This window comes from Bacillus sp. A01H (assembly GCF_045277205.1).
In the GTDB taxonomy this organism is placed as follows: Bacteria; Bacillota; Bacilli; order Bacillales; family Bacillaceae_G; genus Bacillus_A; species Bacillus_A paranthracis.
Window position 1 is genome coordinate 4,283,231 of the sequence record NZ_CP117702.1, and the last position, 26,578, is coordinate 4,309,808.

A 26,578-nucleotide genomic window follows, 5' to 3' on the forward strand; every position below is an offset into this window, starting at 1 on the left:
AAAAAGACTAGAGATATCTCTAGTCTTCTACTTCGTTTCACGATGTAACGTTACCCGTTTTAATCGTGGACAATATTTTTTTAGTTCGATACGCTCTGGATTGTTTCGTTTATTCTTTTTAGAAATATAATTACGATCACCGCACTCCGTACAAGCTAGTGTAATATTTACACGCATATGTAATTCTCCTTTCTTTTAAAGATCGCAAACTAAATCGTAATGATTACGATTTATATATTATATAACTTCATTCTATTTGTCAATTGCAAAATAAAAGGGATCTAAATAGAACCCTTTTATTTAAGTAATCTATACCTTGTATTAAAATGTCTCATATGTAACAAACTCACTAATTGGTTTTCTATATCCTCGTGGGCGAATTTTAGTAGTATCACTTTTTCCTATCGTAATCATTAAAACAGGTACTACATGCTCTGGCATATTCAATTCACCTTGTACTGCTTTCTCATCAAAACCGATCATTGGACACGTATCATATCCATAATACTTAGCTGCGTACATAAAAGTCATCGCACTTAGCGAAGCATTTCTAATCGCTTCCTCTTCCATGAAGCGTTCTCCTTTTCCTTCATATAACCCTTTCGTTTGCTTAATTGTATCTTCATACTCACATTCATCAATCATCTTTAAAACCTTCATACCGAAATAAATATTTTCGACATTTTGGTATGCTCTCTTGTCACCACAAACAAGTATTACCGCAGATGCACTCGATACTTTATATTGTCCGAAGGCTAACTCTTTTAATCTTTCTTTGCGCTCTTGATCACGAATTACAACATAATGTGTATGTTGCAAATTGTAACAAGATGGAGAAAGCTTTGTGAGCTCAAATATTTTTTTAAAGTCCTCATCTGGGATTTCTATTCCTTGTACAAATTTCATTGCAGAACGTCTAGCAATTGCTAATTCTTCAAAGTTCACCGTATAGCCTCCTTAATAACTATAAATTCAAATATACATTAATTTATACAAATGAATAAATCAAATAAAAACACTTTAAATTATCGAGAATAATGATGATTTGCAAAAAAAGACAAAAAGCTGAAACAATTAGTTCATACGAAATTCACACGAATCTATTACTATAGAAATTGTACATAGTGAATTTATTAACAATCACGTTTATTCATATAGAATTTTTAATCGAAAGGAGTTGAAAGTATGAAAACTAAATATCGTTTTATGATCTCATCATTTGCTGCTTGCGCCTACATGATTTGGTGTTTAGTATAATAACAACCTCACTTGTAAATAGGAAAAGGTGTGTATATAAATGGAATATAATCAATCAACAGTTAACTACTGGAAAGCTTTTGTACTACCATATACATTTGCTTTAGAAGAGTTAAAAACTAAATTTGAAATTATGAACCGGGAAGCCCAATTTTTAGAGGATTACAACCCGTTTGAACATATAAAAACAAGATTAAAACAACCTGAAAGTATTATTAAAAAACTTGAGCGTAAAAATTTATTACCGACAGTTGAAAATGCGCAAACGCATTTACAAGACATCATTGGCATTCGTATTACATGTTGCTTCGTAGAAGATATCTATCATTTGAAAGAAGTCATTCAAAAGCGTGAAGATATGGAAATCATAGAGGTAAAAGATTATATCGCTAATCCAAAACAAAATGGATATAAAAGTTTACACATGATTATTAAATATCCTTTATCACTGAATTCTGGTACAAAAGAAGTCTTTGCAGAAATTCAGTTACGTACGCTCGCAATGGACTTTTGGGCAAGTTTAGAACATAAACTTTATTATAAATATGAAGGGAAAATACCTGATTATTTAAAAGATGAACTACATGATGCCGCAATGAAAGCTGAGGATCTTGATAATAAAATGGCAACCATTCGCCAAGATATTGATGATATCGAAGCATGCTCAGATCAAATTATGTTACCACTATAAAAAAAGGTTCTCGCCAATGAGAACCTTTTTGCGCTATTTACGGAAAATTTCACTTTATTTCTTCTCTATCGTGCGAACCTCTTCAATTTTCCAGCCATCCTCTTCTTTTCCAAGTGCATACTGTACTTTTTTCTGAAGAGTGATTTCTCCATCTATTTCCTTTTCTTTTGTTTCAACAACAACATACCCTGCTTTACTAGCTTTTATGTCTATATGTTCCAATTCAATTTTCTTATTTCCCTTTTGAAAAGCTGCTTCTTTTTGCGTTTTTAAGTCTTCAGCACTAGGCATGTTCTTTGAAAATAACTCCATATGTTCAGTAAGATTTTTTTCATTTGTCGTCCGTACAAATTTCTCTATCACACCTTGAATCGTTTTCTCTTCTTCTTTCGTTATTTGTACCTTTCCTTCAGCTTTTGTAGTAGCTTTTTGTTCTATCTGATTCTCTTTGGATTGACATCCAACTAGCAATAATACACCTATTAGAAAGAGTCCTATCCCCCTGAAAAAAGCTCTCATCTTCCCATCTCCTAAAAAGAAAAGTGAGGCATTTCGCCTCACTTTCGTTTATAATTAGCGTCTTCCTTTATTCGGGTCGCCACCGCCAACAATATCAAAGACACGTTTCGCGATATTTGTATTCTCTTGAACGCCAGAGAACAAGTATTTACCAGGGCCAAATGCATATACGTTTACATCTTCTCCTGTATGTCCACCTGTTGTCCATCCTGTAACCGAACGCTTATTGAAAATATCTTCAATCGCATTATCAATCTTTGTTACATCTTTTGAAGGAGCAATATCATTTACCGCTTTAATTTCTTCAGGTGTTAATTGTAAATCAATATATTTTTTCAATGTTTCTTCTACATTTGCACCGTTTGCAATCTCATTTGCCATAAAGTCTGGTGTGCGTTTTGCAGCTTTAATTGGATCTACTTTAAAGTTATACTCACCATTTGCACCTAAAGATAATCCACCAGTAGCGTGGTCTGCCGTTGCAATAACTAACGTATTTTTATCTTTTTTCGCAAACTCAATCGCAGCTTTAAATGCTTTTTCAAAGTCTTCCATTTCACTCATTGCACCAACGATATCATTATCGTGTCCTGCCCAGTCAATTTGACTTCCTTCAACCATTAAGAAGAAACCTTTTTTATTTTTGTTCAAACGCTCAATTGCTGCATTTGTCATTTCTTCTAATGAAGGTGTCTTCTCATTGCGGTCAATCATTTTATCTAAACCGCCTGGTGCAAATAAACCAAGAATTTGATCATTTTTATCATTTAACAATTGATCTCGATCTGTTACGTAACTATAACCAGATTTCTTAAATTCTTCTGTAAGATTGCGATCTTTTCTAACAAAGTTTTTTACGCCGCCGCCAAGCATAACATCTACTTTATGCTTCCCTTTAATTTTCTCATCAAAATAATCATTTGCAATTGCGTCCATATTTTTACGACTAATGTCATGCGCACCGAAAGCAGCTGGTGTTGCATGTGTAATTTCAGAAGTAGCAACTAGTCCTGTTGATTTCCCCTTTTCTTTCGCTTGTTCAAGAACAGTTTTCACTTCTGCTTTATCATTATCAACTGCAATTGCCGCATTATATGTTTTAATTCCTGCTGACATAGCTGTTGCTGCAGATGCAGAGTCTGTGATATTTTCATGTTCATCTTCTGGATATGTCTTTTGTGTTCCTACAAGATGTTTATCAAACTCTGTAGATTCCATCTCAAAAGTTTTTGGATTATCTTTCATATAACGGTGAGCTGTCATATATGAAGGGCCCATACCATCCCCAATTAATACAATGACATTTTTAATCTTTGCATTGCTTCCGTTCTCATCTGCACTCACTTCACTAGAACGTGTAAAATTCCATGTTGCTACCGAAGTAACTGCTAATGATGCCACAACTGCAAATGGCCATGCTTTTTTCACAAACTTTTTCACTGTCTTGTCCCCCTAATTAGGTTATTCATTTCCCACTATCAAATTTAATAGAAGACTATTAAGAGAAAATTAGTTATATGTAAATTTTTTGTTAACTTATGTAAATATCAGTTATAATTTGTATAAGTTTGTCTTTTCATATCAACCATCTTCACCTTTACAATCAAAATATAAACAATTTGGATTTCATTTAACGTAAATCTCTTATTTAACATTTTCCATCTACTTTTATGAAAATTAATAGAAATGTGGTGAGCATGTATGAAAATAATAAAGCTTGATGAATCTTTTATTTTTGATTTACTCGACCTTTGTAAAGCTATTGGATGGTTACAAAATAAAGCATTTATGAAAAAACAATTCGAAATGTACCTTTCTCTCGGTACACTTGTCGGTTATATGCATGAAAATAAACTGATTGCAGCTGGAGGCGTATTTCCTTTTAAAGATAGGTTTTCTACTATTGGCATGTTAATCGTCCATCCTCATTTTCAAAGACGAGGTATCGGGCGTATTTTGCTTAATCACTGCTTAGAACACACTCTTACAAAACAACCAATTGCACTTATTGCAACAAAAGCTGGCGAGCCTCTGTATACATCATGCGGATTTCAAACAGTAACGACGATTCATCGTTTTGAAAAACAAACTACTAAGACACATATCACTCATACAAAACAAATAAAAGAAAAAGATCTTATATCGCTTATTTCCCTCGATCAAATTACAACTGGTGCCGATCGTTCTTTACTTTATTCATTACTATTACCAAGAACGAGCCACTCTTTTAAAATTGAGAGACATAACTGTATAGAAGCTTTTTCCTTATGCATACAAAAAGATAGTATATTATGTATCAATCCACTTATCGCCAAAAGAGAAGAAGATGCTATTCAATTACTACAAAACATATGTGAATGTTGGAATGGCACAGTAAGAATTGATGTCCCACATTCACAATTTTCATTTCGCAAATTTCTTCAAATAGAAAATTTCCAAGAAACGCTCCTTTCACCTCTTATGATAAAAAATGGTAGCGAACTTCCTGGAAATCGTAATATGCTATTTGCTATGATAGATACAGCGTTATGTTAGAAAGGGGACACCTAATTGAAGCGATTTAGCTATTTTATGGTAGGTTGTCTTACTCTTACACTATTAGTAGGATGTAGTGCAGCAGAAAAGCCAGTAGAACAAGTAAAACAAGTTAAAAATACACTTACAGCAAAACTAGCTACCGAGGAAAAAATGGTAGAAATAGATGGTCAAACCATTTACTTCAAAAAGATTGGCAATGAAAAACCACCTTTACTTATGATCCATGGATTTGGAGGATCGTCAGATGGTTTTCAAAAGATTTACTCAGACTTAGCAAAAGATCATACAATTATTTCTGTAGATGCTTTAGGATTCGGGCGCTCATCTAAGCCGATGGATTTTTATTATTCTTTCCCAACCCATGCAAATTTGTATTATAAATTAATGAAAAAACTAGGTTACGATTCGTTTGCAATATTGGGCCACTCAATGGGCGGAGAAATTTCTCTTAATTTAACATATTTATATCCAGAATCCGTTACCCACCTTATTTTAACTGATGCTACGGGCGGTCCTCATACACTCGTTAATAAACAAGGATCACCAAGACCACAGTTGTCGACTGATTTAAATACCGTTTCTGCCATTGCAGATTATGATGAGAGCAAAGTGAAATTTAAACGTAATGATGAAGAGCATTACAATAAAATGAAATTATGGCCTAGACGTCTTCAAATCAACGCAAATGAAATAAAACAACCGACCTTAATTATATGGGGAAGAAATGATAGTAGCGTTTCTTGGAAAGAGGGCGAAACGTATCATCAATTTTTAAAAAATAGTACTTTCCATATTATCGAGAAAGGCTATCACGCACCATTTCGTCAGGAACCACAGGAGTTTGTAGGGTATGTGAAAGATTTCTTTGGCAAAAACCCTATAATAACTGAAAAATAAACGGGTATCTCATTTTGAGATACCCGTTTTCATATATTAAGCAGCTTGCTTTTGGCGTTTTTGAGTTTTTGAACCTAATACTTTCGGAATAACGAAACCATCTATTCCAAATTTACCAGCATTCATACCAGAAACTAGAACGAACATTGATAGAATAACCATTTCAGGATTCACACCAATTGACCCACTAAACATATAGGAAAAGTTCATTACAAGACCGAAAAAGACCGCTGTTTTTGTTAAACAGCCTACAATTAAACCAATTCCGACTAAAATTTCTCCCCACGTTACAAGTGTATTAAATAGATCAACGTTTGGAATTGCGAAATCTTGTAAAAATGATGCCCACCAAGATTGAACAGCCGGTTGTGCTCCTTTAGATTTTTCAATTGCATCTTGTAAATAACCCGTTGCATCGAATCCTTTTCCTTGTAGTTTACCAATTCCAGCCATTAACCATGTGTAACCAAGATACACTCGAATTACCGCTAACACAAAAGAAACTGCTTTGTTTTCTCTTAAAAATTGAATAACCATATATTCCTCCTAAATTTGTAATTAAGTTAGTTACAAGTTATAAAATAACATTAGTTACTTATTTTTAAAATGTTAATTATGAATAATTCATGACATGTGTATGAAACATTAAAAACTAACGTTTATATAGTAACTTTTATTACCTGTAAAAACTTGAACATATCATACCATAAGTGATAATGGTTTTCATTGAAGAAAATGTAAAAAAAATGTGAGTTAAATGTGAAACACGTTTATTCGAATATAGAATAAACGTGTTTCACACTACTTATATAATCGAAATGTATGTGTCTCTTTATCAATTAACCGTGCTTCTTCAAAAACCTCTCCTAACGTTTTTTCATGGTTAATAAGCCCGTAAAATAAGCGTATTGTAAACATAAGTGCTGCATTTCCATCTACATAATCTATCGATCCAATATACGATTTCGCACCACTACGTAAGAAAGATTCTGCTAGTTTTTGTTCCCCTAACGTACACCCACTATTTACAATATTTGCATTATGCAATTTTGCATATTTATAAATTTCTTCTGCACCAAAGTATCCTCTCGGTTCATCTTGTTCATATATATCTTCACCTAACTCTTCCATGACAAACTTTCCTTCCTCACCATGAAAGCAAAAGACGACATAATTAATATCGTTATATAAACTCTTTCCAGAAAGAATGTCGATGAATTCTTTCGGTCTACCAATCCAGTACGTTATAACTTTCGCCCCAAAGTATTCAAGTGATGCTCGGATTGATTGTGCCTCTAAATCAGAATTAAAGCCAACTACTAGTGCAACATTCCACATACACCCACCATCCTATAATTAGATCTCCTCTATCAAAATTTTAAGGGATACATCCATTTCATATATACCCGTTTCTTGCAAAAAATCAGCTCTAGTTAAAACGACTTTTTGTAAATATTGCCGATACGCAGTAATTGTCCCGTCGTGAGATACAATGCAAATTCTTTCAGCGCCTAGCTGACAACACCAAAGAAGAAATTCATCTACGATTTGCTGAAAACGATTCTCTGGAATAGTATTTATACCTTCCGTCCATAGCTGTTTATTTGTACTTTTCTCTATCAAAAAATGTGGAAATAAATTTGTTATTACCCCCTGATCTACTATGTGATCACATGGTAATGTTGTCGCTCCTTCTCGATAAGGAAAAATACGTGGGGATACATATGGGTGGACAATTTTTTGACAAGCTACTTTCGCACTCCATATTGTTGCCGTTTGTAAAGTTCTAATTGTAGGACTAGCAATTAATATATCCGTTTCTTGCAAGGGTACATTGCATTGAAGTAATTTAGCCTGATTCCTTCCCTCATCCGTTAACGGTGGATGAGGCACTTGTAAACTTGATGGCGAATCTTTTGTATGTTCTCCTTCACCGTGCCGAACAAAGATGAGTTTCATCCCCATCCTCCTCTCACTATAAAATCCTCTTACATATTTCTTCCCTATTCCATCCTTTATTCCTGCTATATGAAACATCGATATGTAAAAAATATTTGACACAACAAATTGGAAAACATTACAATTATATGTGTAAAATACTTTTTACAAGAGAGAGGAGAAACATGCATATGAAATGGCTAACCATCTTAATTGGCATGATTATATGGGGGTATATAAACGGATTTTTTAGCAGTGATAAAACTGCTAACCCTTGGATTACAGATGATGAACGCGAAACAAAAATTAAGCAAAAGGCAATCATTGCAAGCTGGTCCGGTGTTTTTATGTTTTGTACCATTAATCTCTTAAACAAATGGTTAGGTATAGAAACGAGTAATACATCACCATACTTACCAACTTCTGTCGCAACTATTTTAAAAGAAAATGTAGAGTTACAAATTTTATTTATGCTATTTATTACGTATGGCATATTTTACGTATACTATCGAAGAAAATTAAGCGCTTAACTTTTTATCTCATGATTATCCTCCTAAATGGTTATAGTAATTAGGACAAGATGAAAGGAAAGGAGCGATAGAAAAATGAGTAACTCGAATGACTTTTTAGATACACTGCATGAAAAACAAGCAAAAGATGAACAAAATAGAAAACGTCAAGGGAACGGAAACCCAGCGAAAAAAAAGCCAAATAAAACACATAAATAATAATAAAAAATCTGCTTAAAATTATCTTTTAGGCAGATTTTTTATTGTTATTTCACCGATATAACATTTCCCCAATTCCATTTCTCATAATACCACTCTGGTACATCTATATTTTCAATCCACTTCATTTCATGCTTTCCATCTCTATGAGCAAGCCATACATCTGCTTTCTTACGGTCTGAACGTATCCATATTAATTGATTGCTCTTCTTCATAAAGATTGGATGATAATCACCCTGCTTATGAGGTGGCTTTGTGATTCGATGCTGTACATTGCTTGTACTATCAACCTCATATAAAGATGGTAGTGGCCTTTTTTCTGGCAATGTTTCAAATCCTCCCTCTTTTGCTCGAGAGACGATAATTACGTTATCGTTCTTCCATGTAAAATCCCAATCGACATATCCTTTCGGTGTAAATGTGTTCTGCTGAAGTGCTGGCAATTCTTTTACTTTCAAATGTTTATTCTCTAATGCAACTCTCCCGCTTCCTTCAATATAGGCCAATATATTGTTGGCTGGCGCCCATTTGAACCATTGTGTGTTTAATAACATTTGATCTACCTTTTCAAAACGACTACCATCTGCACGAACTAAGCAAAGCGTATTGCTATCAGCTGACCATGAAGCTGTCGGTACTGCTAAAAATGAAATCCACTTTTGATCTGGCGACCACTGAAAGCCACTTGCAACTAACGCTAGGAAATCATCATGTTCATTTGGCAATGCATACAAATGCTTCATTTTGTGAGGATTCATATGTGCATCTTTTTGTACTTCATATAGCTGAGCTCCTGTCCATCCAGTTGGAAGTAAGTGTGCTTCAGAAGATACAAGAAACTTCTTTCCATTCGGGTACCATGCATAATCACCTACACCAGCCGATACATTTTCAAAATCTGCATTCTTTTTTTCTACCTCGAAGGTATGTAATGTACCTGTAAATATAAATGCAATTATATTTTCTGTTGGTGACCATTGATAATTTGATACTTCTGAGTGAAACGGCGTAACTTTCTTTCCATCTTTTAGCCGATATAACTCAAGATTACTTTGTTTCTTTCCTTTTACATATGCCAGCCACTCTCCATCATGAGACCACTTTGGCCCTGTTATATACTCTCCTTTTGTAAGTTGTTTTTCTTTTCCATCAACTTTAATCCAGAGGTCATGATGACGAATAAAAGCAATTTTAAATTCATTATTTTCTGCGCTACTATTAATGGTTGAACATAAAAATACGACTAACATTGTACCAACGCTTACTATGAACCGTTTCATAACACCCCTCCATTTCCCTCATAGCATTCCTCAATGTCCACCTACAATATGTAAAAAATACCTATTCGACATAATCAGAAAAAATTTCCCAAGAAATTTTAAATTCATAGAGGATTGGTATGAATTATGTCGAAAATATAGTTTAGCTAACATCCGATTATGTAATTCGAGATCAATTTGTAAGATGTTTTTTCGGAATACTAGCACTTTTTATTAGGGGGAGTTTCAATGAAAAAAACTACATCTACACTATTAAGTATGGCGCTCGTCTTTTCCAGTTTTGGAGCTTTAAGCGCACATGCTGAATCGCTACAAAAGGAGAAGCAATTTAGTCCACAGTTAAAAGCGAACATTGAACAATGGGGAGAAAACAAAATTGCGCAAAATGTTGAAACAAAAACATCAAAAGAAATTTCTGTCATTGTAGAATTGCAACATGCTCCACTCGCTTCACAAAGTAACATTCAGCATGCTCCAGATTTACAAAATAATCATGCACAGTCTTATCATACCGAGCTTAAAAAAGCACAAGAAGATACAACTAAGAAAATAAAAGAAAAAGCACCTGGTGCAAAAATTAAAGAAGTGTATAATACGTTATTTTCTGGATTCTCTATTTCAGTTCCTGGAGATCAAATTACCGCTCTTGCTTCTTTACCTGAAGTAAAAGCAGTCTATCCGAACTTAACATATAAATTACATGAAACATCAAAAAGTACTACTAGTGAAGAAGCACCAAATATCGGCGGACCAACAATTGGTGCAATTGAAGCATGGAATTTAAAAGACCCATCTGGCAAACCGCTTGATGGAAAAGGTATGAAAGTAGCGATTATCGACTCTGGTGTAGACTATACACATCCTGACTTAAAAGCAAATTATATCGGTGGATATGACACAGTTGATGAAGATAATGATCCAATGGATGGTAACGTACATGGTACTCATGTAGCTGGAATTATTGCTGGTAACGGAAAAATTAAAGGCGTTGCTCCGAATGCTTCTATTTTAGCTTATCGTGTCATGAATGACGGTGGTACTGGTACAACAGATGATATTATTCAAGGTATTGAACGAGCAATTCAAGATGGTGCTGATGTGTTAAATCTATCCCTTGGACAAGATTTAAATGTACCTGATCAGCCTGTAACTTTAACGTTAGAACGTGCAGCAAAGCTTGGGGTTACTGCAGTCGTTTCCAATGGAAATGATGGTCCAAAACCTTGGTCTGTTGATGCACCTGGAAATGCAAGTAGCGTGATATCAGTTGGAGCATCTACAGTTTCTATTCCGTTTCCAACATTCCAAGTAGCTGGTTCCAGCAAAACATACCAAGGATTACCGTTATCAAAATCAGATTTCCCAATAGGAAATGATTCTCCACTTGTATATGTTGGCTATGGTAATCCAAGCGATTATGCAAAACAAGATGTGAAAGGGAAATTTGCACTTGTTTTACAAGGTACTTCTAGTACGTTAGTAAAAGCAGAACAAGCGAAACAAGCTGGTGCAGTTGGTGTACTATTCATTTCTACAGAAAAAGAAATCAATATTATGCCAGAATATTTTATGCGTGAAAATCTTGCCCTTCCAGTTATGCAATTATCAAATGTAAACGGTGAAGAGTTGAAAAACTTAATTACAAAACGTAAGAAAAATATAAAAATTGGCCAGCCAAATCCAACCGAATTGATTGCTAACTTCAGTTCCAGAGGTCCGTCACAAGGTAGTTGGCTTATAAAACCAGATATAATTGCACCTGGCGTACAAATTACGAGCACAGTGCCGAGAGGCGGCTATGAATCTCATAATGGTACAAGTATGGCTGCTCCACAAGTAGCTGGAGCGGTTGCCCTCTTGCGTCAAATGCATCCTGATTGGACGACAGAGCAATTAAAAGCATCCCTTGCCAATACCGCAAAAACTTTAAAAGATGTGAATAAAAATACATATCCTATTATGACACAAGGGTCTGGTTTAATTAACATCCCGAAAGCAGCTCAAACAGATGTATTAGTCAAACCTAACAATGTGAGCTTCGGTCTTATTAAGCCAAACAGTGGTAAAGTAAAACTGACGCAAAATATTACATTACAAAATCTATCTAGTAAAAAGAAAAGTTTTTCAACTCGTGTGGAATTGCTAGATACAAACACAAAAACAAAAGTAAAAACTTCTGTACCTTCATCGATTAGCATACAGCCGAATAGTAGTACCGAAAAACCATTTACTATCACTGTCGATAGTTCGCTACCCCAAGGTGTCTATACTGGAAATGTGTATATAAAAGAACAAGGTAAGAAGGAAGAAACTCGCATTCCATTTACATTTAGTATCGATCCTAAAGATTACAAACGTATAGATGGACTCGAAATTATTAATTCTACATTTAGTCCAAATGGTGACCAAATATTAGACGATAATCTCATCAACTACTATTTAGTTGCACCTGTGGATGATGTAACATTGCACGCAAATTTAGTTACAAAAGAACGTGTAACGTACCAAGGGATTATCCATCAAGCTAAAAATGAAACAGCTGGATACAAACCTTTCAAATGGAATGGTACAAAAGCAGATGGTACTCCGTTAGCTGACGGTCTATACCAAATCGAAGCAGTTGCCTCTAATTCTGGTGGGGAAACAAAACAAACAGCTGCTGTATTTCTGGATCGAACTGCACCTAAGTTAACATACGAAATTGACCAAGAAAACCTTGTAATCACAGGAAAAGTGGATGATATCTTACTAGATTGGATGACAGAATCTGGTTGGGTAGCACCTGGAATTCCAGTGAGACTACAGTATGAAATCAACGGAAATGGTGTATGGGAAAGTGCATTCCTAAATCCTTGGGAGAAAAATTACGGCATTTATTTAGATCGTACTCAATTACAAGAAGGTAAAAATACAATTTACATTGTAGCAACAGATGCAGCTGGAAATACATCTAATTTAAATGTTGATTTAGATGTGAAATAAGGTAGTAACCCGATTCTTTCGCCCCTATCGGATTTTCCGATAGGGGCTTTTTCTATTTCTCACAGAAACAAATGTTAAATAATTCCGAATCTTATGATAAAATTTTATAAGCGCTTACAATTTTGAAAGGGGGTGATACAATCTATACGAAACCGATACTTAATTTTTTTTAAAAAAGGAGGATGTCTAAATGACAAAGAAAACAGAAATTCCATCGCATTTAAAACCATTCGTATCCACACAGCATTATGATCAATACACACCGGTGAACCACGCTGTATGGCGTTACATTATGAGACAAAATCATAGCTTCTTAAAAGACGTTGCTCATCCAGCCTATGTGAACGGACTACAATCATCTGGTATTAATATAGATGCAATTCCAAAGGTAGAAGAAATGAATGAATGTTTGGCGCCAAGCGGCTGGGGCGCTGTAACGATTGACGGACTTATTCCTGGCGTCGCATTTTTCGATTTTCAAGGGCATGGATTGCTACCAATCGCAACAGATATTCGCAAGGTAGAGAATATCGAGTATACACCAGCTCCAGATATTGTACACGAAGCTGCAGGACACGCACCTATTTTACTTGATCCTACATATGCAAAATATGTGAAACGATTTGGACAAATTGGTGCAAAAGCTTTCTCAACAAAAGAAGAACATGATGCATTCGAAGCTGTTCGTACATTAACAATTGTAAAAGAAAGCCCTACTTCTACTCCTGATGAAGTTACAGCTGCTGAAAATAATGTAATTGAAAAACAAAACTTAGTTTCTGGCTTATCAGAAGCGGAACAAATTTCACGTCTTTTCTGGTGGACAGTAGAATATGGATTAATTGGAAATATAGATGCTCCAAAAATATATGGTGCTGGTCTCCTTTCTTCTGTTGGCGAAAGCAAATATTGCTTAACAGACGCTGTAGAAAAGGTTCCATTCTCTATAGAGGCATGTACAAGTACAACTTATGACGTAACAAAAATGCAACCACAACTATTTGTTTGTGAATCATTTGAAGAATTAACAGAAGCACTTGAGAAATTCTCTGAAACGATGGCCTTTAAAACAGGTGGTAAAGAAGGATTAGAAAAAGCAATTCGCTCTGAAAATCATGCAACTGCTGAATTAAATAGCGGCTTACAAATTACAGGTACATTTACCGAGACAATTGAAAACGATGAAGGTGAATTGATTTACATGCGAACGAGCTCGCCAACAGCATTAGCAATTCACAATAAACAGCTAGCGAATCATTCTACATCTGTACACAGTGACGGGTTTGGAACACCAATTGGATTACTCACTGAAAATATTACATTAGAAAATTGTACAGATGAACAATTACAATCATTAGGAATTACAATTGGAAATGTTGCCGAGTTTACTTTTGCAAGTGGTATTCATGTAAAAGGAACAGTAACAGATATTGTAAAAAACGATAAAAAAATTGCGCTTATTTCCTTTATCAATTGCACAGTTACTTATAACGACCGCGTTTTATTTGATGCTTCATGGGGCTCATTTGATATGGCTGTTGGTTCAACAATTACTTCGGTATTCCCAGGTGCCGCAGATGCTGCAGCATTTTTCCCAATGGATGAAGAAATCCAAGAAATTCCTGCTCCACTTGTACTGAATGAACTTGAACGTATGTATCAAACAGTTCGCGATATCCGAAATGAAGGTATTTTACACGACGCGCATATCGAGCAATTAGTAACAATTCAAGAAGTATTAAATAAATTGTATCCGAAAGAATGGTTACTTCGCCTTGAAATATTAGAATTGCTTTTAGAGCATAACAAAGGGCATGAAACATCAGCAGCATTATTACGACAACTTTCTACTTTCACAACGGATGAAGCTGTAACACGTCTTATTAACAATGGTCTTACGCTACTTCCAGTAAAGGATGTGAAAAATGATGCTACGATTAACTGAAGAGGAAGTTCAAGAAGAATTATTGAGGTTAGATAAATGGGTAGTAAAAGATGAAAAATGGATTGAAAGAAAATATATGTTTTCCGACTACTTAAAAGGAGTCGAATTTGTCTCTGAAGCCGCCAAACTATCAGAAGAACATAATCACCACCCATTTATCCTTATCCAGTATAAAGCAGTCATTATTACTTTGTCATCTTGGAATGCAAAAGGTTTAACGAAACTCGATTTTGAGCTTGCGAAGCAATTTGATGAACTATTTGTCCAAAATGAAAAAGCCATTATAAGAAAGTAAAAAAGAGAAGCCTTTATTAGGCTTCTCCTTTTATTTTGAAATGGATACAATGTCCAAATGGATCCTCTACTTGTAATATTCCATCTTTGTACGTAGCAATCTTGCCAATATTTTTTAAGCTTTCACATACTTGCTCTTTTTGTTTTTCATCTGCTAGTACAATTGTGAAATATTTCAAGCCAACAGAATTTGGCATTTGCGGTAGTATTCCTTCACCTTGCCACGTATTTAAACCGATATGGTGATGGTAGCCGCCTGCCGATACAAAGAGCGCCCCATTACGGGCTGGGATCGTTACTTCAAAGCCAAGACCATCCACATAGAAACGTTTCGCTTCTTCCAAATCAGCTACATGGAAATGAATATGTCCCATCACAGTACCAGCTGGAAACCCACTCCATGTACTTCCTTGCTGTAATAATTCTTCACCAGCTAACGGGTTACTAACAAATGGTAGCTCTCCATTCTCATCACGCCAAACTTCTTTTTGGCGATCATGATAAATTTCAATCCCGTTTCCATCTGGATCAGCTAAATAAAGGGCCTCACTAAAGTAATGGTCAGCTCCACCGTGCAGTGGATAAACCATTTCTACAAGATGACGAAGGATATTCGCTAAATCCTGTCTGCTCGGTAATAAAATTGCGTAATGATATAAACCCGTTCTCCCTCTTTGCTTTGGTAAGGCTTCCTTCTTTTCTTCAATGATAAGGAGTGGTTCGTTATTTTCATTCCCAAATGTAACGACCATTTCATCTTCTTTTAGTACTTTCATACGTAGTACTTCTGTATAAAACTCTAGTGATTTCTTTATATTTGATACATATAAATGAACAACATCAAGCGTTGTATCGGGATGAAGTTGAAAACTCATCTTGTTAGCCTCCCATTTAAATTAGTTCTTCTTTGACATTTTCTCTTTTAAGAAATTATCTACAAAACCATCCGCTTTCGCAACAAATAAGTACGCACCCATTGCTAGTAATGCAAGCTCTAATTCGAAGCCAGGATTTTTTCCATCTCCTAATAAACCAGCTGACCATTTTACTTTTACAATTGCTCCAACCATAACTAGTGCAAATAATAATCCAATATATCTTACACCTAAACCTAGAATTAATAATAGACCGCCAACTAATTCAACTGTTGCTACACCGTATGCAAGTCCTCCTGGTAAACCAATGCTTGTGAACCACCCTGCAATATTGTCAATTCCCGATTGGAATTTTGTTAAACCGTGCATAAAGAACGTTACCCCTAACACGATACGAATAATTAAGTTACCAATATGTTGATTCATTTCCTTCTCTCCTTTATAGTTTTCTTATACAAAACTTTTATTTACATTACAAAACATACACTAATTTTTTTTATTCGTCAATTCATTTTCACTGGGAAAATATATATTTTTTTTGCTATGATACAAATAGTTGTTTATAAAAAGGAGCTTGATTTTATGAATATTGGTTCTGCAATACGTGAAATTCGTCAACGTAGAGGCATAACAATTGCACAAATTTGTGAGGGAACAGGTCTTTCTAAAGGGTTTATGAGTCAGGTTGAAAATAATAAAACATCACCATCTATCTCAACTTTAGAAACAATCTCCAATTTTTTAAACGTTCCTCTTCCCTATTTATTGTTAGAACAAAAAGATCGATTGAAAGTTGTCAAAAAGGTAGAGCGTAAATATAGTGTATACGGAAAAGATGAACAAAGAATTGAACATGTTGCAGAGCAAGGTGGCCTTCGCCTCAATCTCGTAGAAATTCCTGCTGGGTTTCCGAAAGAAAACACACCAAATGCCCATGAAGGAGAAGAATGTCACCTTGTATTACGCGGAAAACTAGAAGTTCAACATGGAGAAGATGTTGCAATTGTAGAAGAAGGAGATTCTTTCTCCTGGAATGCATGTGTTCCTCATATCGTTCGTAATATAGGAGAAGAAACTGCATTATTACTCATCTCTAGTCATGCAGAAAATCGAAAACGTGTTTATTAAAAAAAGAAGCCTGTAAATCAGGCTTCTTTTTATCCTCTTATAACTCCATAGCTTGTCCCAACTAGTACAGTCTTTTCGTGTTGATTACGATAAACTGACTCGATTGAAACCTTTTTGTATCCTTCCATCTGTTCAACATTCGTTAAAGTTAATTCACAAGTGATCGTATCTCCTGTAAAAACTGGTCTAATAAACTCACTTACTAATTCTCTTGCTATGTAATGTAATTCTTCGCCTACTTTCGTTCCAATACTAGCAGTCAATAAACCATGAACCATTAAACGTCCATTTTCATCATATTCCATATGATGCCTACCTTTATCCCCTGTAATATTTGCAAATTCAAAAACCTCTTCCTCAGTAAATCTTCTTTCGTATTTAAATACATCCCCAACTTTTATACTCATTTTTATCCCCCTAATAATAAACAGAATTTTCTTTCATTTTATCATAAAATGAATCTTAGTTCAGTTTATATTATTAAAATAGTAAGCCTTTTTCTGTTCTACTTTTTCTCCTTATCGGTGCCCCTCTTTTTTGGCTATTTGATATCCATAGTACGCACATGTTCCATTTCTCGATAACTCTCTCACCTCAAAACCACAACTTCTATAAAAATCAAAATTACTCGCAGAAGTATGCGCAAACCAGTCACCATGTGGCAATTTTTGCAAACAAAGAGCAACAAGTTTCTTACCTAATCCCTTCCCTCTATATTCACATTTCACAACTAAATTTACTATGTTGGCTACCATGATTCCATCAGAAATGACTCTAACCATCGCAATCATCTCTTCTTCATCCCAAATTGTGAATGCCCATGTTGAATTTTCAAATGCTATCGTGAATTTTTCAATTTGCCAAGAAGGGATATTATCATTGCTCCAACCGGCATCTTCGAATAAAGTTTTAATTGCATATGCAGGTACACCATTCGTTCCCTCACGAATAATAAGTCCATTATGATAAATGTACATGTAATCCCCCCTTTATTTTTATATACCATTCTTCAAAAGATGCAATTCACCTTTTTTCATCCAATGCGCCTAATGGAATAAACGAGAACATCCATCCCATGAAATGAAGTTGTTTTCTCATAACTAAGCCCCGTTTTTCTAGCAACAAAGATTGAGGCGGGGTGATCCGGATTAATAAGAGAGATTAATTTATTCATTCGTAACGCTTGGAAGCCATAATCTCGAAATGCTGCCGCTGCTTCTTTCGCATACCCTTTTCCCCAATACTGAGGTAATAACCAATAACCAATTTCAATTTCCTCTTTTCCATCTATTTGCTGCTTTACTAATCCTGCATGACCAATTCGTATTCCCGTTTCCTTTTCAATCAATACAAATAAACCGAGACCGTTTTTATAGCTAGGAATCACCCACTCCTCCAAACTTTTTTTACACTGCATATATGTTTTTAACGTCCCATTTCCAATATAGCGCATTACCTTCTCATTTCCCCATAGTGAAGCGTAGAACTGTAAATCATCCATTGTATATTTGCGAATTTGTAAACGATCTGTATGAAACATTTCTGCACTCCTTCCCACGAATTTGTACTTCATTACACGCTCACGTCTTGTATCCATACTAAATGTTACTATCTATTATAAATGAACTAACATTAAAATACAGAATATTCAATCTCAAAAGAATTTAAAAAAGGCAGTAGACAAATATTGTCTACTGCATCCATATCATAACTAGCATAAAGAAAACTACAATTGAGGGGGGTGTAGGATTTTCAAATACACTAGATACTTATCCCGTTCTAACGGGCGGTAAACTTTCCAATTATATAAAAGTGAAAAGTTTACCGCACATAAGAACTTTGGCGGTCAGTAAGAAAGCACCGTTAAGTAGTCAAATACACGCTGTGCTTTTTCTCCACCCATTCGTGCATGTTGAAGAAGAGAAATACCATGTGGACCAGATGCACGTAATGCTTCTGGTTGTGCTACTAAAATAGCTTGTACAACTTCTAATTCCCCCAGCATAGCGGCCGCGAAAATATCCATTCGAGCACCCTTTTCTAATAAGTAAAGAGCAATATCTTTACGCCCTACATGTGCCGCTGCTCCTAACGCACTTTCCCAATCTGATCCACCCCAATTGTAAGAAGCATGAAGTAAACTTGGCGATTCAGCCAACAGTTCTTGTACTTTTTCTAAATCTCCGTGAGCTGCCATAACAAATTCCCTTACTAACTCAGTGGTAACACGTTCTTCTGTTCGCATTTTGCTCCTCCTTTTTTAGAAATTCGTTTCGGTGTAAAAAATGGCTTATCGCTTCCTTGAAAAATATCTACCTCTATGCCAAATACATGTTGAAACATTTCATGACATAACACTTCTTCTGGTATACCATCATACTGAAGCTTCCCTCGCTTTAATACGAGTAAACGATCACTATATTGAGCCGCTTGGTTAATATCATGTAAAACCATTATAATTGTCATGCCAAATTCCTCGTTTAGTCGTTTCACAAGTTCCATTACTTCCAACTGATGAACGATATCTAAAAAAGTTGTTGGCTCATCCAATAATAAGACATTCGTACGTTGTGCTAGCGTCATTGCAATCCAAGCGCGTTGTCTTTCCCCTCCTGATAAAGATTGTAAAAGACGATATTCATACCCTTCAAGATTTGTAACAGACAATGCCCAATCAACAATTTCTTCATCTTCTTTATTTAAGCGACCTCTCCATAACTTATGAGGGCCTCTTCCAAATTCGATTAATTCTTTCACTGTTAAATCTAATTGATGATCATGCATTTGTGGTAACATCGCTAATTGCTTCGCTACATCGGCACTTTTCATCGTATGAATACTTTTTCCATCTAAAACGATATCCCCTTCGCTTTGTTTAAGTAGTCTTGCTATTAAACGAAGCAAAGTAGATTTCCCAGATCCATTCGGTCCAATCAAACTAACGACTTCTCCAGCTTTAATATGTACATTCATATTTTGCATTTGAAATCTTTCAGAATGTGCGTAAAACACTTTATTAACGGAAATCACGCTGTTTTCCCCCTCTATGAATTAAATATAAGAAGAACGGACCGCCTAAGAAGGATAATAAAATACCGACAGGCAATTCAATTGGATCAAACCAACTTCGAGCTATCGCATCCGCGAAAACAAGTAATATCCCTCCGCCAAGGCATGATAATGGCAGTAAATATTTATAGTCATTTCCAACTAATAAACGTAACATATGTGGTACGACAAGGCCGACAAATCCAATAAGACCAGAAACACTAACTGCTATTCCAGCTAATAATGTGCTTACTACTATTAAATAAAAACGACTTCTCTCCACGTTATGACCTAATAATTTCGCCATTTCATCTCCAAGCATTAATACTCGAATATGCTTGATACCGAAGAAGGCCAGTATAATAGCGAATATTGCATAATAAATAATCATGTTTAAATGTGCCCAACTTACACCGCCAATACCACCCGCTAACCACGGTAACACGGATTGTACTTTGTCACTATGTAATAACATTAATGCTGACGTCGCTGCACCTATTAATGCATTAATTGACACACCTACTAAGACAATTCTTGAAGGTGGCGCCCCTTTTTGCCATGATAAAGCATAAATGATCATCGCCGTTATGAAAGCTCCTAAAAACGCACCGAGTGGTAAAAACGCCATATGCTGAGGGAATAAAATCATAATTACAATTGCAACAAGGCCTGCTCCAGATGACACCCCGATAATACCAGGGTCTGCAAGAGGATTTCTCATCACCCCTTGCAGCATTGCGCCAGATGCAGCTAAACATGTTCCTACTATAAATCCAACGAGCACTCTTGGTATACGAAGGTCCCATACAATTCGATGAACTGTCGAACCTTCATCTTGTATCCCTGTTACAATATCTCGTAAAGAAAAGGATAGGCTTCCTGCGAAAAGACCGTAAAAAAGACATAAAACCGTTAATACAACTAAGGTAACTGCTATGATCCATCTTTTTTTCGCAAAAGGATGTTCCTTTTCCCTTACTACTTCAATACTTTCCATACTTATCATTTCCTTACATCTTGTATACTTTTATACATAAAGTCCATCGCTTCTGTAACTTTTGTTCCAGGATTTGATCCAAATAAGTCTGGTGGCAAAATAACTACGCGATTTTGTTTTACTGCATCTAAATTTTTCCACGCTTCATTTTTCATCATTTCACCTTCAAATGCTTTTTTAACGCTATTTGGATCTCCATGTGTAATTAAGTAAATCACATCAGGATTCGCCTCAATAATGCGTTCTACACTTAGCTGTGCATATTGCGGATATTCCTTCATTTCTGGAAAATCAGCGGCAATATTTTTCCCACCTGTTTTCTCTAAAATATCACCTGATAAAGAAGTTGGTAATGCTGCTAAATAAGTACCAGGTGCTCCATACACTAGCAATGCTTTCACATCACTCTTTTTCTCATATGTCTTCATTTGATTCGTAATTTTTTGGTTAAGTTCTTTTGCTTTATCTTCTTTTTTCATTATCGTTCCGTATAGTTCAATATTCTTTAGAATATCTTGTACAGAATTCGTAGAAGAAATCATTACTTTCGTTCCTTGCCCTTCAACCGTTGGAACATTCTTTTGGAACCCATTATTAGCAATAAGTACATCGGGCTTTAAGCTGGCAATTTGCTCAAAATTTGGCTGATGTGCATTCCCGATTACTTGTACTTTCTTTATATCTTCTGGAAGAGTTATTTTTGCATCCGGACGACCCACTATTTTTCCGCCTAAAGCATGAATAATATTCATGTCTCCCATACTTAATGTTGCAAAACTCTCTGGCACTTTATCGAATATTACCTTTCTTCCTGACAGGTCGGTAACTTCTATTTTCTCTTTTCCTTTTTCTGTTTTTGTTGCCGCTGCTTTTTCGTCTCCCTTTGCACTGCAACCTATTAATAAGAAAAAAATAGATAAAATCGCTGTAAATAGCGTAATAGATTTTTTCATTCTCCCACCTCTAATTGATAATGATAATCATTAACTACTATTCCACTTTAATTGATAAGGATTATCATTGTCAATATGAAACACATACATTTTCTAGAAAAAAACAAAAAGCGTTACAAAAAGATTCCTTCTTTTTGTAACGCACTATTTATCAATATTATTCACATTCGTTTCCCTCTAACTTGTCTCGCATCACTTTCACACGCTGAAAGAAAAAGAAAGATAAACTTAAAAATATAACGATGCTCCCCATCATAACAAAAAATTGTATCGTTTCTTTTGCTCCATTTGGAATCAATAAGCCAACCATTAACAATGTACTTACAGCGAGAAGAATTTGTCCGAACCGAGTATAATCTTCTATTTTCTCTTGTAATTCTTTCATTATATTCTCACTCCTCCATTTCACTGTATCATATTCTACTAAACTTAAAGACAAGTAAATACAGCCATTCTGGGAGATGTTTTCCAAAAGAAAAAGAGCCGCTTTATTGCGACTCTTTCATAACCATTACTCACCTTTATATGCTTTCATATAAATTTCTTTCAGCTCTGAAATGAGAGGTAATTTCGGATTAGCTGTTGTACATTGATCTTCAAAAGCTCTTTCTGCTAATAATCCAACAACCTCTTCAAATTGGTCTTTAGCAACTCCTTGTCCCGCAATACTCATATTTATATTTAAACTTTTTCCGAGATCAATAATTGCTTTGACGAGTGATTCTACACCTTCTGCCACCGAACTTGCTGGTAGCCCGAGCATTCTCGCAATATGTGCATAGCGTTCATCAGCTACAAAATGCTCATATTTTGGGAACAATGCGTGTTTTCTTGGCTTAATAGCATTATAGCGAACTACGTGCGGCATAAGAATTGCATTCGCACGCCCATGCGGAATATGAAATTCTGGTCCAATTTTATGTGCTAAACTGTGATTAATACCTAGGAAAGCATTTGCAAATGCCATCCCTGCAATTGCAGAAGCATTATGCATTTTTTCTCGTGCTTCTTCATCATGTCCATCTTTAAATGCTCTTGGTAAATATTTAAATACGAGATCAATAGCCTTTAATGCTAATCCATCTGTATAGTCATTTGCTAAAACAGACACATACGCCTCGATTGCATGCGTTAATACGTCCATCCCAGTGTCTGCTGTTACATGTGGTGGTACTGTCATTACAAATTGTGGATCAACAATTGCTACATCTGGCGTTAATTCATAATCGGCGAGTGGATACTTTATATTATTTTTCTTATCTGTAATAACCGCAAATGGTGTCACTTCTGATCCTGTTCCAGATGTTGTTGGAATAGCAACAAACTGCGCCTTACTTCCTAATTCCGGATATTTACATGTACGTTTTCTTATATCTAAAAACTTCTGTTTAATTCCATAGAATGTTGTTTCTGGGTGCTCATAGAAAAGCCACATCCCTTTCGCTGCATCCATCGCTGAACCACCACCAAGTGCGATAATGACATCAGGCTGAAAACTTCTCATCATTTCCGCACCTTTAAACACAGTTTCATCTGACGGATCTGGCTCGACCTCAAAGAAAACTTCAACTTTCACATCATTTGCATGTTTACGTAAATAATGCGTAACCGTATCTACATATCCGTGCTCAACCATTCCTGGATCCGTTACAATAAACGCACGTGAAATGTTAGGCATATTTGCTAAATATGATGTCGCATGTTTTTCAAAATAAATTTTTGGTGGTAATTTGAACCACTGCATATTCTTTTTTCTATTTGCCAACCTTTTTATATTTAATAAGTGCGTCGCTGTTACGTTTTGAGAAACCGAGTTTTTCCCGTAGGAACCGCAGCCAAGCGTAAGTGATGGAATAAATCCATTATATATGTCACCGATTCCACCTTGTGATGAAGGGGCATTTATAATAAGGCGGCAAGCTTTCATACGTAATCCAAATTGCTTTTGCACTTCTTTATTTACAGAATGGATAACTGCTGAATGTCCTAAACCACCGAGGTTTAACATTTCTTCACAATATGTAAACCCTTCTTCTAATGAATTTGCTTTTACACAAGCTAATACTGGACTTAACTTCTCACGAGATAGTGGATATGCAGCTCCGATGCCTTGTATTTCAGCTACAAGCATTTTTGTATTTTTAGGTACAGTAATTCCAACTAATTCGGCAATATACTGTGCGGATTTCCCTACAATATCACTATTTACTGCACATGTATTTTCATTAATAACAAGCTTTTCTAATTTACTTCTCTCTTCCTCGGTTACAAAATAACAATCATTTGCAATCATTTCTGTTTTCACATTATCATAAATTTCCTTGTCTACAATAATTGCTTGTTCTGATGCACAAATCATACCATTATCAAATGTTTTAGATAAAATCAAATCATTAACCGCTCGTTTTATATGCGCTGATTTCTCTATATAACATGGTACATTACCAGGACCTACACCTAGCGCTGGTTTTCCAGTAGAATAAGCTGATTTCACCATACCAGCCCCTCCAGTTGCCAAAACAAGAGCAACACCTTCATGGTTCATTAATTGTTTCGTTGCTTCGACAGAAGGTTTTTCAATCCACTGTATACAATGTTTTGGTGCCCCCGCCTTCACCGCTGCATCATATACTGTTTTTGCCGCTGCAATGGAACAGTTTTGTGCTGAAGGATGAAATGCGAAAATAATTGGATTTCTCGTTTTTATCGCGATTAATGCTTTAAACATTGTTGTCGATGTTGGATTCGTTACTGGTGTTACCCCAGCTACTACACCGACGGGCTCCGCAATTTCTATTATTTCTTCATGAGGATCTTCGTGAATAATCCCTACTGTTTTATCTTTCTTTATGCTATGCCAAATATATTCAGTAGCAAAAATATTTTTAATACATTTATCTTCGTATACACCACGACCTGTTTCTTCAACAGCCAACTTCGCAAGCGGCATATGTTGATCAACACCTGCTAATGCCATTTCATGAACAATGTTGTCAATTTGCTCTTGTGTAAAACTTTCTAATGCTTGTAAAGCTCTCTGACCGTTATTCACTAACGTATCAATCATCTCTTTTACTTCCTGCATTTCATTTACAACTTTCTCTTTGACTACCATGTAAATTCCTCCTATTCTGCTATCTTGGACTAAATAAGACCCTACAGGTCATAATTAGTCCTGATTAGCGCAAAAAAATAGAATTGCTTTCCTACATGAACCTCATTGTTTGTGAAATATTTCACAAGTTTGTTCGTGGGTAACACTTCATGAACTTAATATACATGAATTTATTTTATTTGTGTTTGTCTAATTTGTGAAATATTTCACAATTAATATAGTAAAAATGCACTGCCTATACTAGCAGTGCATTTTTACTATGCTAACGCTTGTGCTAAATCTTCAATTAAATCTTCTCCGTCTTCAATACCGACAGAAATTCGAATTAATGTATCTGTAATTCCTAATTCTTTACGACGATCTGCTGGAATTGATGCATGCGTCATTTGAGAGGGAATAGAAATTAAACTTTCTACTGCTCCTAAACTTTCAGCCAGCGTAAAGTATTGTAATCTCTCAAGTACTTTATTTAATGTTTCTTCGCTATCTACATCAAATGAGATAATAGCACCAAATCCATTTGCCTGTTCTGTTGCCAGTTCATGGTTTTGATGTGACTCAAGGCCTGGATAATATACTTTATTCACTTTTGGATGATTATTTAAAAACTCAGCAATTGCGCGTGAATTCGTTTCATGCTCTTCCATTCGAATTCCTAATGTTTTTAAACCACGAAGTAGTAAGAAACTATCTTGCGGGCCAAGAATGCCTCCTGTTGAGTTTTGTACAAAGTGAAGGTCTTCTGCTAATTGCGGACTATTTACAACTACTAAACCTGCAACTACGTCACTATGACCTCCTAAATATTTCGTTGCACTATGAAGTACAATGTCTGCTCCTAAAGAAATCGGCGACTGCCAATATGGCGTCATGAATGTGTTATCAATAATTGTTAATAAATCTTTCTCTTTAGCAAGAGTAGATATTTTTTTAATATCAGTAATTTTTAGTAACGGATTCGTTGGTGTTTCTACATAAATCGCTTTCGTATTTGGACGAATCGCTTCTTCAACTTCCTCTAAGTTTGTTGTATCTACAAATGTATGCTCAATACCGAAGCGGTTTAACACTTTCGTAATCACGCGGTACGTTCCGCCATACACATCATCTGTTAAAATAACGTGGTCACCTTTTGAAAACAACATAATTGTAGCTGTAATAGCCGCCATTCCTGAACCAAATGCGAAACCAGCATGGCCGTTTTCTAATACCGCAATCATTTCTTCTAAAGCTGCACGTGTTGGGTTTCCTGTACGTGAATATTCATATCCTTGATGCTTACCAACTGCTTCTTGTTTGTACGTACTCGTTTGATAAATCGGTACATTTACAGATCCAGTTGAAGGTTCTCCTATGCGAATACCATGAATTAACTTTGTCTTTGCTCTCATTT

Annotated in this window: 29 protein-coding genes; 9 read left to right on the top strand and 20 right to left on the bottom strand. The window is 35.5% G+C overall.

All coding sequences use genetic code 11. The annotated features are described in order from the left end of the window. Positions 1–27 precede the first annotated feature (27 nt). Positions 28–177 carry a 50S ribosomal protein L33 gene (gene rpmG, locus PSR14_RS22680; RefSeq protein ID WP_001265617.1) on the bottom strand — a complete coding sequence of 50 codons (150 nt, stop codon included), beginning with the start codon at positions 175–177 and terminating at the stop codon, positions 28–30. Between the two features lie 144 nt (positions 178–321). Further along, positions 322–945 (bottom strand): nitroreductase family protein, encoded by a 624-nt coding sequence (locus PSR14_RS22685; protein WP_001008505.1) that lies wholly within the window; start codon positions 943–945, stop codon positions 322–324. Between the two features lie 352 nt (positions 946–1,297). Here PSR14_RS22685 and PSR14_RS22690 point away from each other — a divergent pair, with 352 nt between their 5' ends. Continuing rightward, complete coding sequence (locus tag PSR14_RS22690; protein WP_000456216.1) at positions 1,298–1,948, top strand: GTP pyrophosphokinase family protein; 651 nt, start codon at positions 1,298–1,300, stop codon at positions 1,946–1,948. 54 nt (positions 1,949–2,002) lie between these two features. Here PSR14_RS22690 and PSR14_RS22695 read toward each other — a convergent pair whose 3' ends face one another. Together PSR14_RS22695 and PSR14_RS22700 are read right to left on the bottom strand one after the other, a co-directional pair. Beyond that, the gene (locus tag PSR14_RS22695; RefSeq protein WP_048557582.1) at positions 2,003–2,467 is read right to left on the bottom strand and encodes a hypothetical protein; all 465 of its coding nucleotides are present in this window, start codon (positions 2,465–2,467) and stop codon (positions 2,003–2,005) included. Positions 2,468–2,521: 54 nt separating this feature from the next. Beyond that, positions 2,522–3,907: an alkaline phosphatase gene (locus PSR14_RS22700; protein ID WP_000714927.1), complete on the bottom strand. Its 1,386-nt coding sequence runs from the start codon at positions 3,905–3,907 to the stop codon at positions 2,522–2,524. A 261-nt stretch (positions 3,908–4,168) separates the two neighbouring features. Between PSR14_RS22700 and PSR14_RS22705 the strand changes: the two genes are divergently transcribed. Both PSR14_RS22705 and PSR14_RS22710 read left to right on the top strand, forming a co-directional pair. Continuing rightward, a complete protein-coding gene (locus PSR14_RS22705) occupies positions 4,169–5,002 on the top strand; it encodes a GNAT family N-acetyltransferase (protein WP_061535608.1) in 834 nt (277 codons plus the stop codon). Positions 5,003–5,017: 15 nt separating this feature from the next. Beyond that, positions 5,018–5,902: an alpha/beta fold hydrolase gene (locus PSR14_RS22710; protein ID WP_000819828.1), complete on the top strand. Its 885-nt coding sequence runs from the start codon at positions 5,018–5,020 to the stop codon at positions 5,900–5,902. A 36-nt stretch (positions 5,903–5,938) separates the two neighbouring features. Here the strand turns inward: PSR14_RS22710 and PSR14_RS22715 are convergent, their stop codons facing one another. The 3 genes from PSR14_RS22715 to PSR14_RS22725 all read right to left on the bottom strand — a co-directional run bounded on the left by PSR14_RS22715 (position 5,939) and on the right by PSR14_RS22725 (position 7,861). Beyond that, the gene (locus PSR14_RS22715) at positions 5,939–6,439 is read right to left on the bottom strand and encodes a DoxX family protein (protein WP_098487088.1); all 501 of its coding nucleotides are present in this window, start codon (positions 6,437–6,439) and stop codon (positions 5,939–5,941) included. Positions 6,440–6,703: 264 nt separating this feature from the next. Then, positions 6,704–7,240 (bottom strand): hypothetical protein, encoded by a 537-nt coding sequence (locus tag PSR14_RS22720; RefSeq protein ID WP_046197809.1) that lies wholly within the window; start codon positions 7,238–7,240, stop codon positions 6,704–6,706. Positions 7,241–7,258: 18 nt separating this feature from the next. Beyond that, a complete protein-coding gene (locus tag PSR14_RS22725; protein WP_000766621.1) occupies positions 7,259–7,861 on the bottom strand; it encodes a histidine phosphatase family protein in 603 nt (200 codons plus the stop codon). Between the two features lie 170 nt (positions 7,862–8,031). Between PSR14_RS22725 and PSR14_RS22730 the strand changes: the two genes are divergently transcribed. Then, the gene (locus PSR14_RS22730; protein ID WP_000871756.1) at positions 8,032–8,370 is read left to right on the top strand and encodes a hypothetical protein; all 339 of its coding nucleotides are present in this window, start codon (positions 8,032–8,034) and stop codon (positions 8,368–8,370) included. A gap of 75 nt (positions 8,371–8,445) precedes the next feature. Further along, positions 8,446–8,568 (top strand): DUF4023 domain-containing protein, encoded by a 123-nt coding sequence (locus PSR14_RS22735; protein WP_000071861.1) that lies wholly within the window; start codon positions 8,446–8,448, stop codon positions 8,566–8,568. 47 nt (positions 8,569–8,615) lie between these two features. Here PSR14_RS22735 and PSR14_RS22740 read toward each other — a convergent pair whose 3' ends face one another. Further along, entirely contained in the window at positions 8,616–9,848 is a 1,233-nt protein-coding gene (locus PSR14_RS22740) for an eIF2A-related protein (protein WP_000819451.1), read from the bottom strand. Positions 9,849–10,076: 228 nt separating this feature from the next. On the opposite strand from PSR14_RS22740, the gene PSR14_RS22745 reads away from it, so the two are divergent. The 3 genes from PSR14_RS22745 (at position 10,077) to PSR14_RS22755 (ending at position 15,070) form a co-directional block, all read left to right on the top strand. Next, entirely contained in the window at positions 10,077–12,830 is a 2,754-nt protein-coding gene (locus tag PSR14_RS22745; RefSeq protein ID WP_406644064.1) for a S8 family serine peptidase, read from the top strand. Positions 12,831–13,020: 190 nt separating this feature from the next. Further along, entirely contained in the window at positions 13,021–14,775 is a 1,755-nt protein-coding gene (locus PSR14_RS22750) for an aromatic amino acid hydroxylase (RefSeq protein WP_098487090.1), read from the top strand. Beyond that, positions 14,756–15,070, top strand: a complete 315-nt coding sequence (locus PSR14_RS22755) for a 4a-hydroxytetrahydrobiopterin dehydratase (protein WP_000979545.1) — start codon at positions 14,756–14,758, stop codon at positions 15,068–15,070. Before PSR14_RS22750 ends, PSR14_RS22755 begins: the two co-directional genes overlap by 20 nt. A gap of 16 nt (positions 15,071–15,086) precedes the next feature. Here the strand turns inward: PSR14_RS22755 and PSR14_RS22760 are convergent, their stop codons facing one another. Both PSR14_RS22760 and PSR14_RS22765 read right to left on the bottom strand, forming a co-directional pair. Further along, entirely contained in the window at positions 15,087–15,944 is an 858-nt protein-coding gene (locus PSR14_RS22760) for a VOC family protein (protein ID WP_076856667.1), read from the bottom strand. A 21-nt stretch (positions 15,945–15,965) separates the two neighbouring features. Further along, a complete protein-coding gene (locus PSR14_RS22765; protein WP_001071557.1) occupies positions 15,966–16,370 on the bottom strand; it encodes a DoxX family protein in 405 nt (134 codons plus the stop codon). A 156-nt stretch (positions 16,371–16,526) separates the two neighbouring features. Here PSR14_RS22765 and PSR14_RS22770 point away from each other — a divergent pair, with 156 nt between their 5' ends. After that, complete coding sequence (locus tag PSR14_RS22770; RefSeq protein WP_001020702.1) at positions 16,527–17,072, top strand: helix-turn-helix domain-containing protein; 546 nt, start codon at positions 16,527–16,529, stop codon at positions 17,070–17,072. A 29-nt stretch (positions 17,073–17,101) separates the two neighbouring features. Here PSR14_RS22770 and PSR14_RS22775 read toward each other — a convergent pair whose 3' ends face one another. From PSR14_RS22775 to PSR14_RS22820, 10 genes are all read right to left on the bottom strand, one after another. Next, a complete protein-coding gene (locus PSR14_RS22775) occupies positions 17,102–17,479 on the bottom strand; it encodes a MaoC/PaaZ C-terminal domain-containing protein (RefSeq protein ID WP_000025011.1) in 378 nt (125 codons plus the stop codon). 111 nt (positions 17,480–17,590) lie between these two features. Next, positions 17,591–18,049 (bottom strand): GNAT family N-acetyltransferase, encoded by a 459-nt coding sequence (locus PSR14_RS22780; protein WP_000276116.1) that lies wholly within the window; start codon positions 18,047–18,049, stop codon positions 17,591–17,593. Between the two features lie 56 nt (positions 18,050–18,105). Then, positions 18,106–18,645, bottom strand: coding sequence for a GNAT family N-acetyltransferase (locus PSR14_RS22785; protein WP_370647175.1), 540 nt, complete (start codon positions 18,643–18,645; stop codon positions 18,106–18,108). Positions 18,646–18,918: 273 nt separating this feature from the next. After that, positions 18,919–19,317: an ankyrin repeat domain-containing protein gene (locus PSR14_RS22790; protein ID WP_001258470.1), complete on the bottom strand. Its 399-nt coding sequence runs from the start codon at positions 19,315–19,317 to the stop codon at positions 18,919–18,921. Continuing rightward, positions 19,284–20,102: an ABC transporter ATP-binding protein gene (locus tag PSR14_RS22795; RefSeq protein ID WP_000626533.1), complete on the bottom strand. Its 819-nt coding sequence runs from the start codon at positions 20,100–20,102 to the stop codon at positions 19,284–19,286. The genes PSR14_RS22790 and PSR14_RS22795 overlap by 34 nt, the downstream gene beginning before the upstream one ends. Continuing rightward, entirely contained in the window at positions 20,089–21,117 is a 1,029-nt protein-coding gene (locus PSR14_RS22800; RefSeq protein WP_142328639.1) for an iron ABC transporter permease, read from the bottom strand. Before PSR14_RS22800 ends, PSR14_RS22795 begins: the two co-directional genes overlap by 14 nt. A gap of 5 nt (positions 21,118–21,122) precedes the next feature. After that, the gene (locus tag PSR14_RS22805) at positions 21,123–22,070 is read right to left on the bottom strand and encodes an ABC transporter substrate-binding protein (RefSeq protein WP_000748449.1); all 948 of its coding nucleotides are present in this window, start codon (positions 22,068–22,070) and stop codon (positions 21,123–21,125) included. A 157-nt stretch (positions 22,071–22,227) separates the two neighbouring features. Then, a complete protein-coding gene (locus PSR14_RS22810; protein ID WP_000661441.1) occupies positions 22,228–22,455 on the bottom strand; it encodes a YrhC family protein in 228 nt (75 codons plus the stop codon). Positions 22,456–22,581: 126 nt separating this feature from the next. Further along, positions 22,582–25,185 (bottom strand): bifunctional acetaldehyde-CoA/alcohol dehydrogenase, encoded by a 2,604-nt coding sequence (gene adhE, locus PSR14_RS22815; RefSeq protein ID WP_000260470.1) that lies wholly within the window; start codon positions 25,183–25,185, stop codon positions 22,582–22,584. Between the two features lie 257 nt (positions 25,186–25,442). Then, complete coding sequence (locus tag PSR14_RS22820; RefSeq protein ID WP_001201909.1) at positions 25,443–26,576, bottom strand: bifunctional cystathionine gamma-lyase/homocysteine desulfhydrase; 1,134 nt, start codon at positions 26,574–26,576, stop codon at positions 25,443–25,445. Positions 26,577–26,578: the final 2 nt, after the last annotated feature.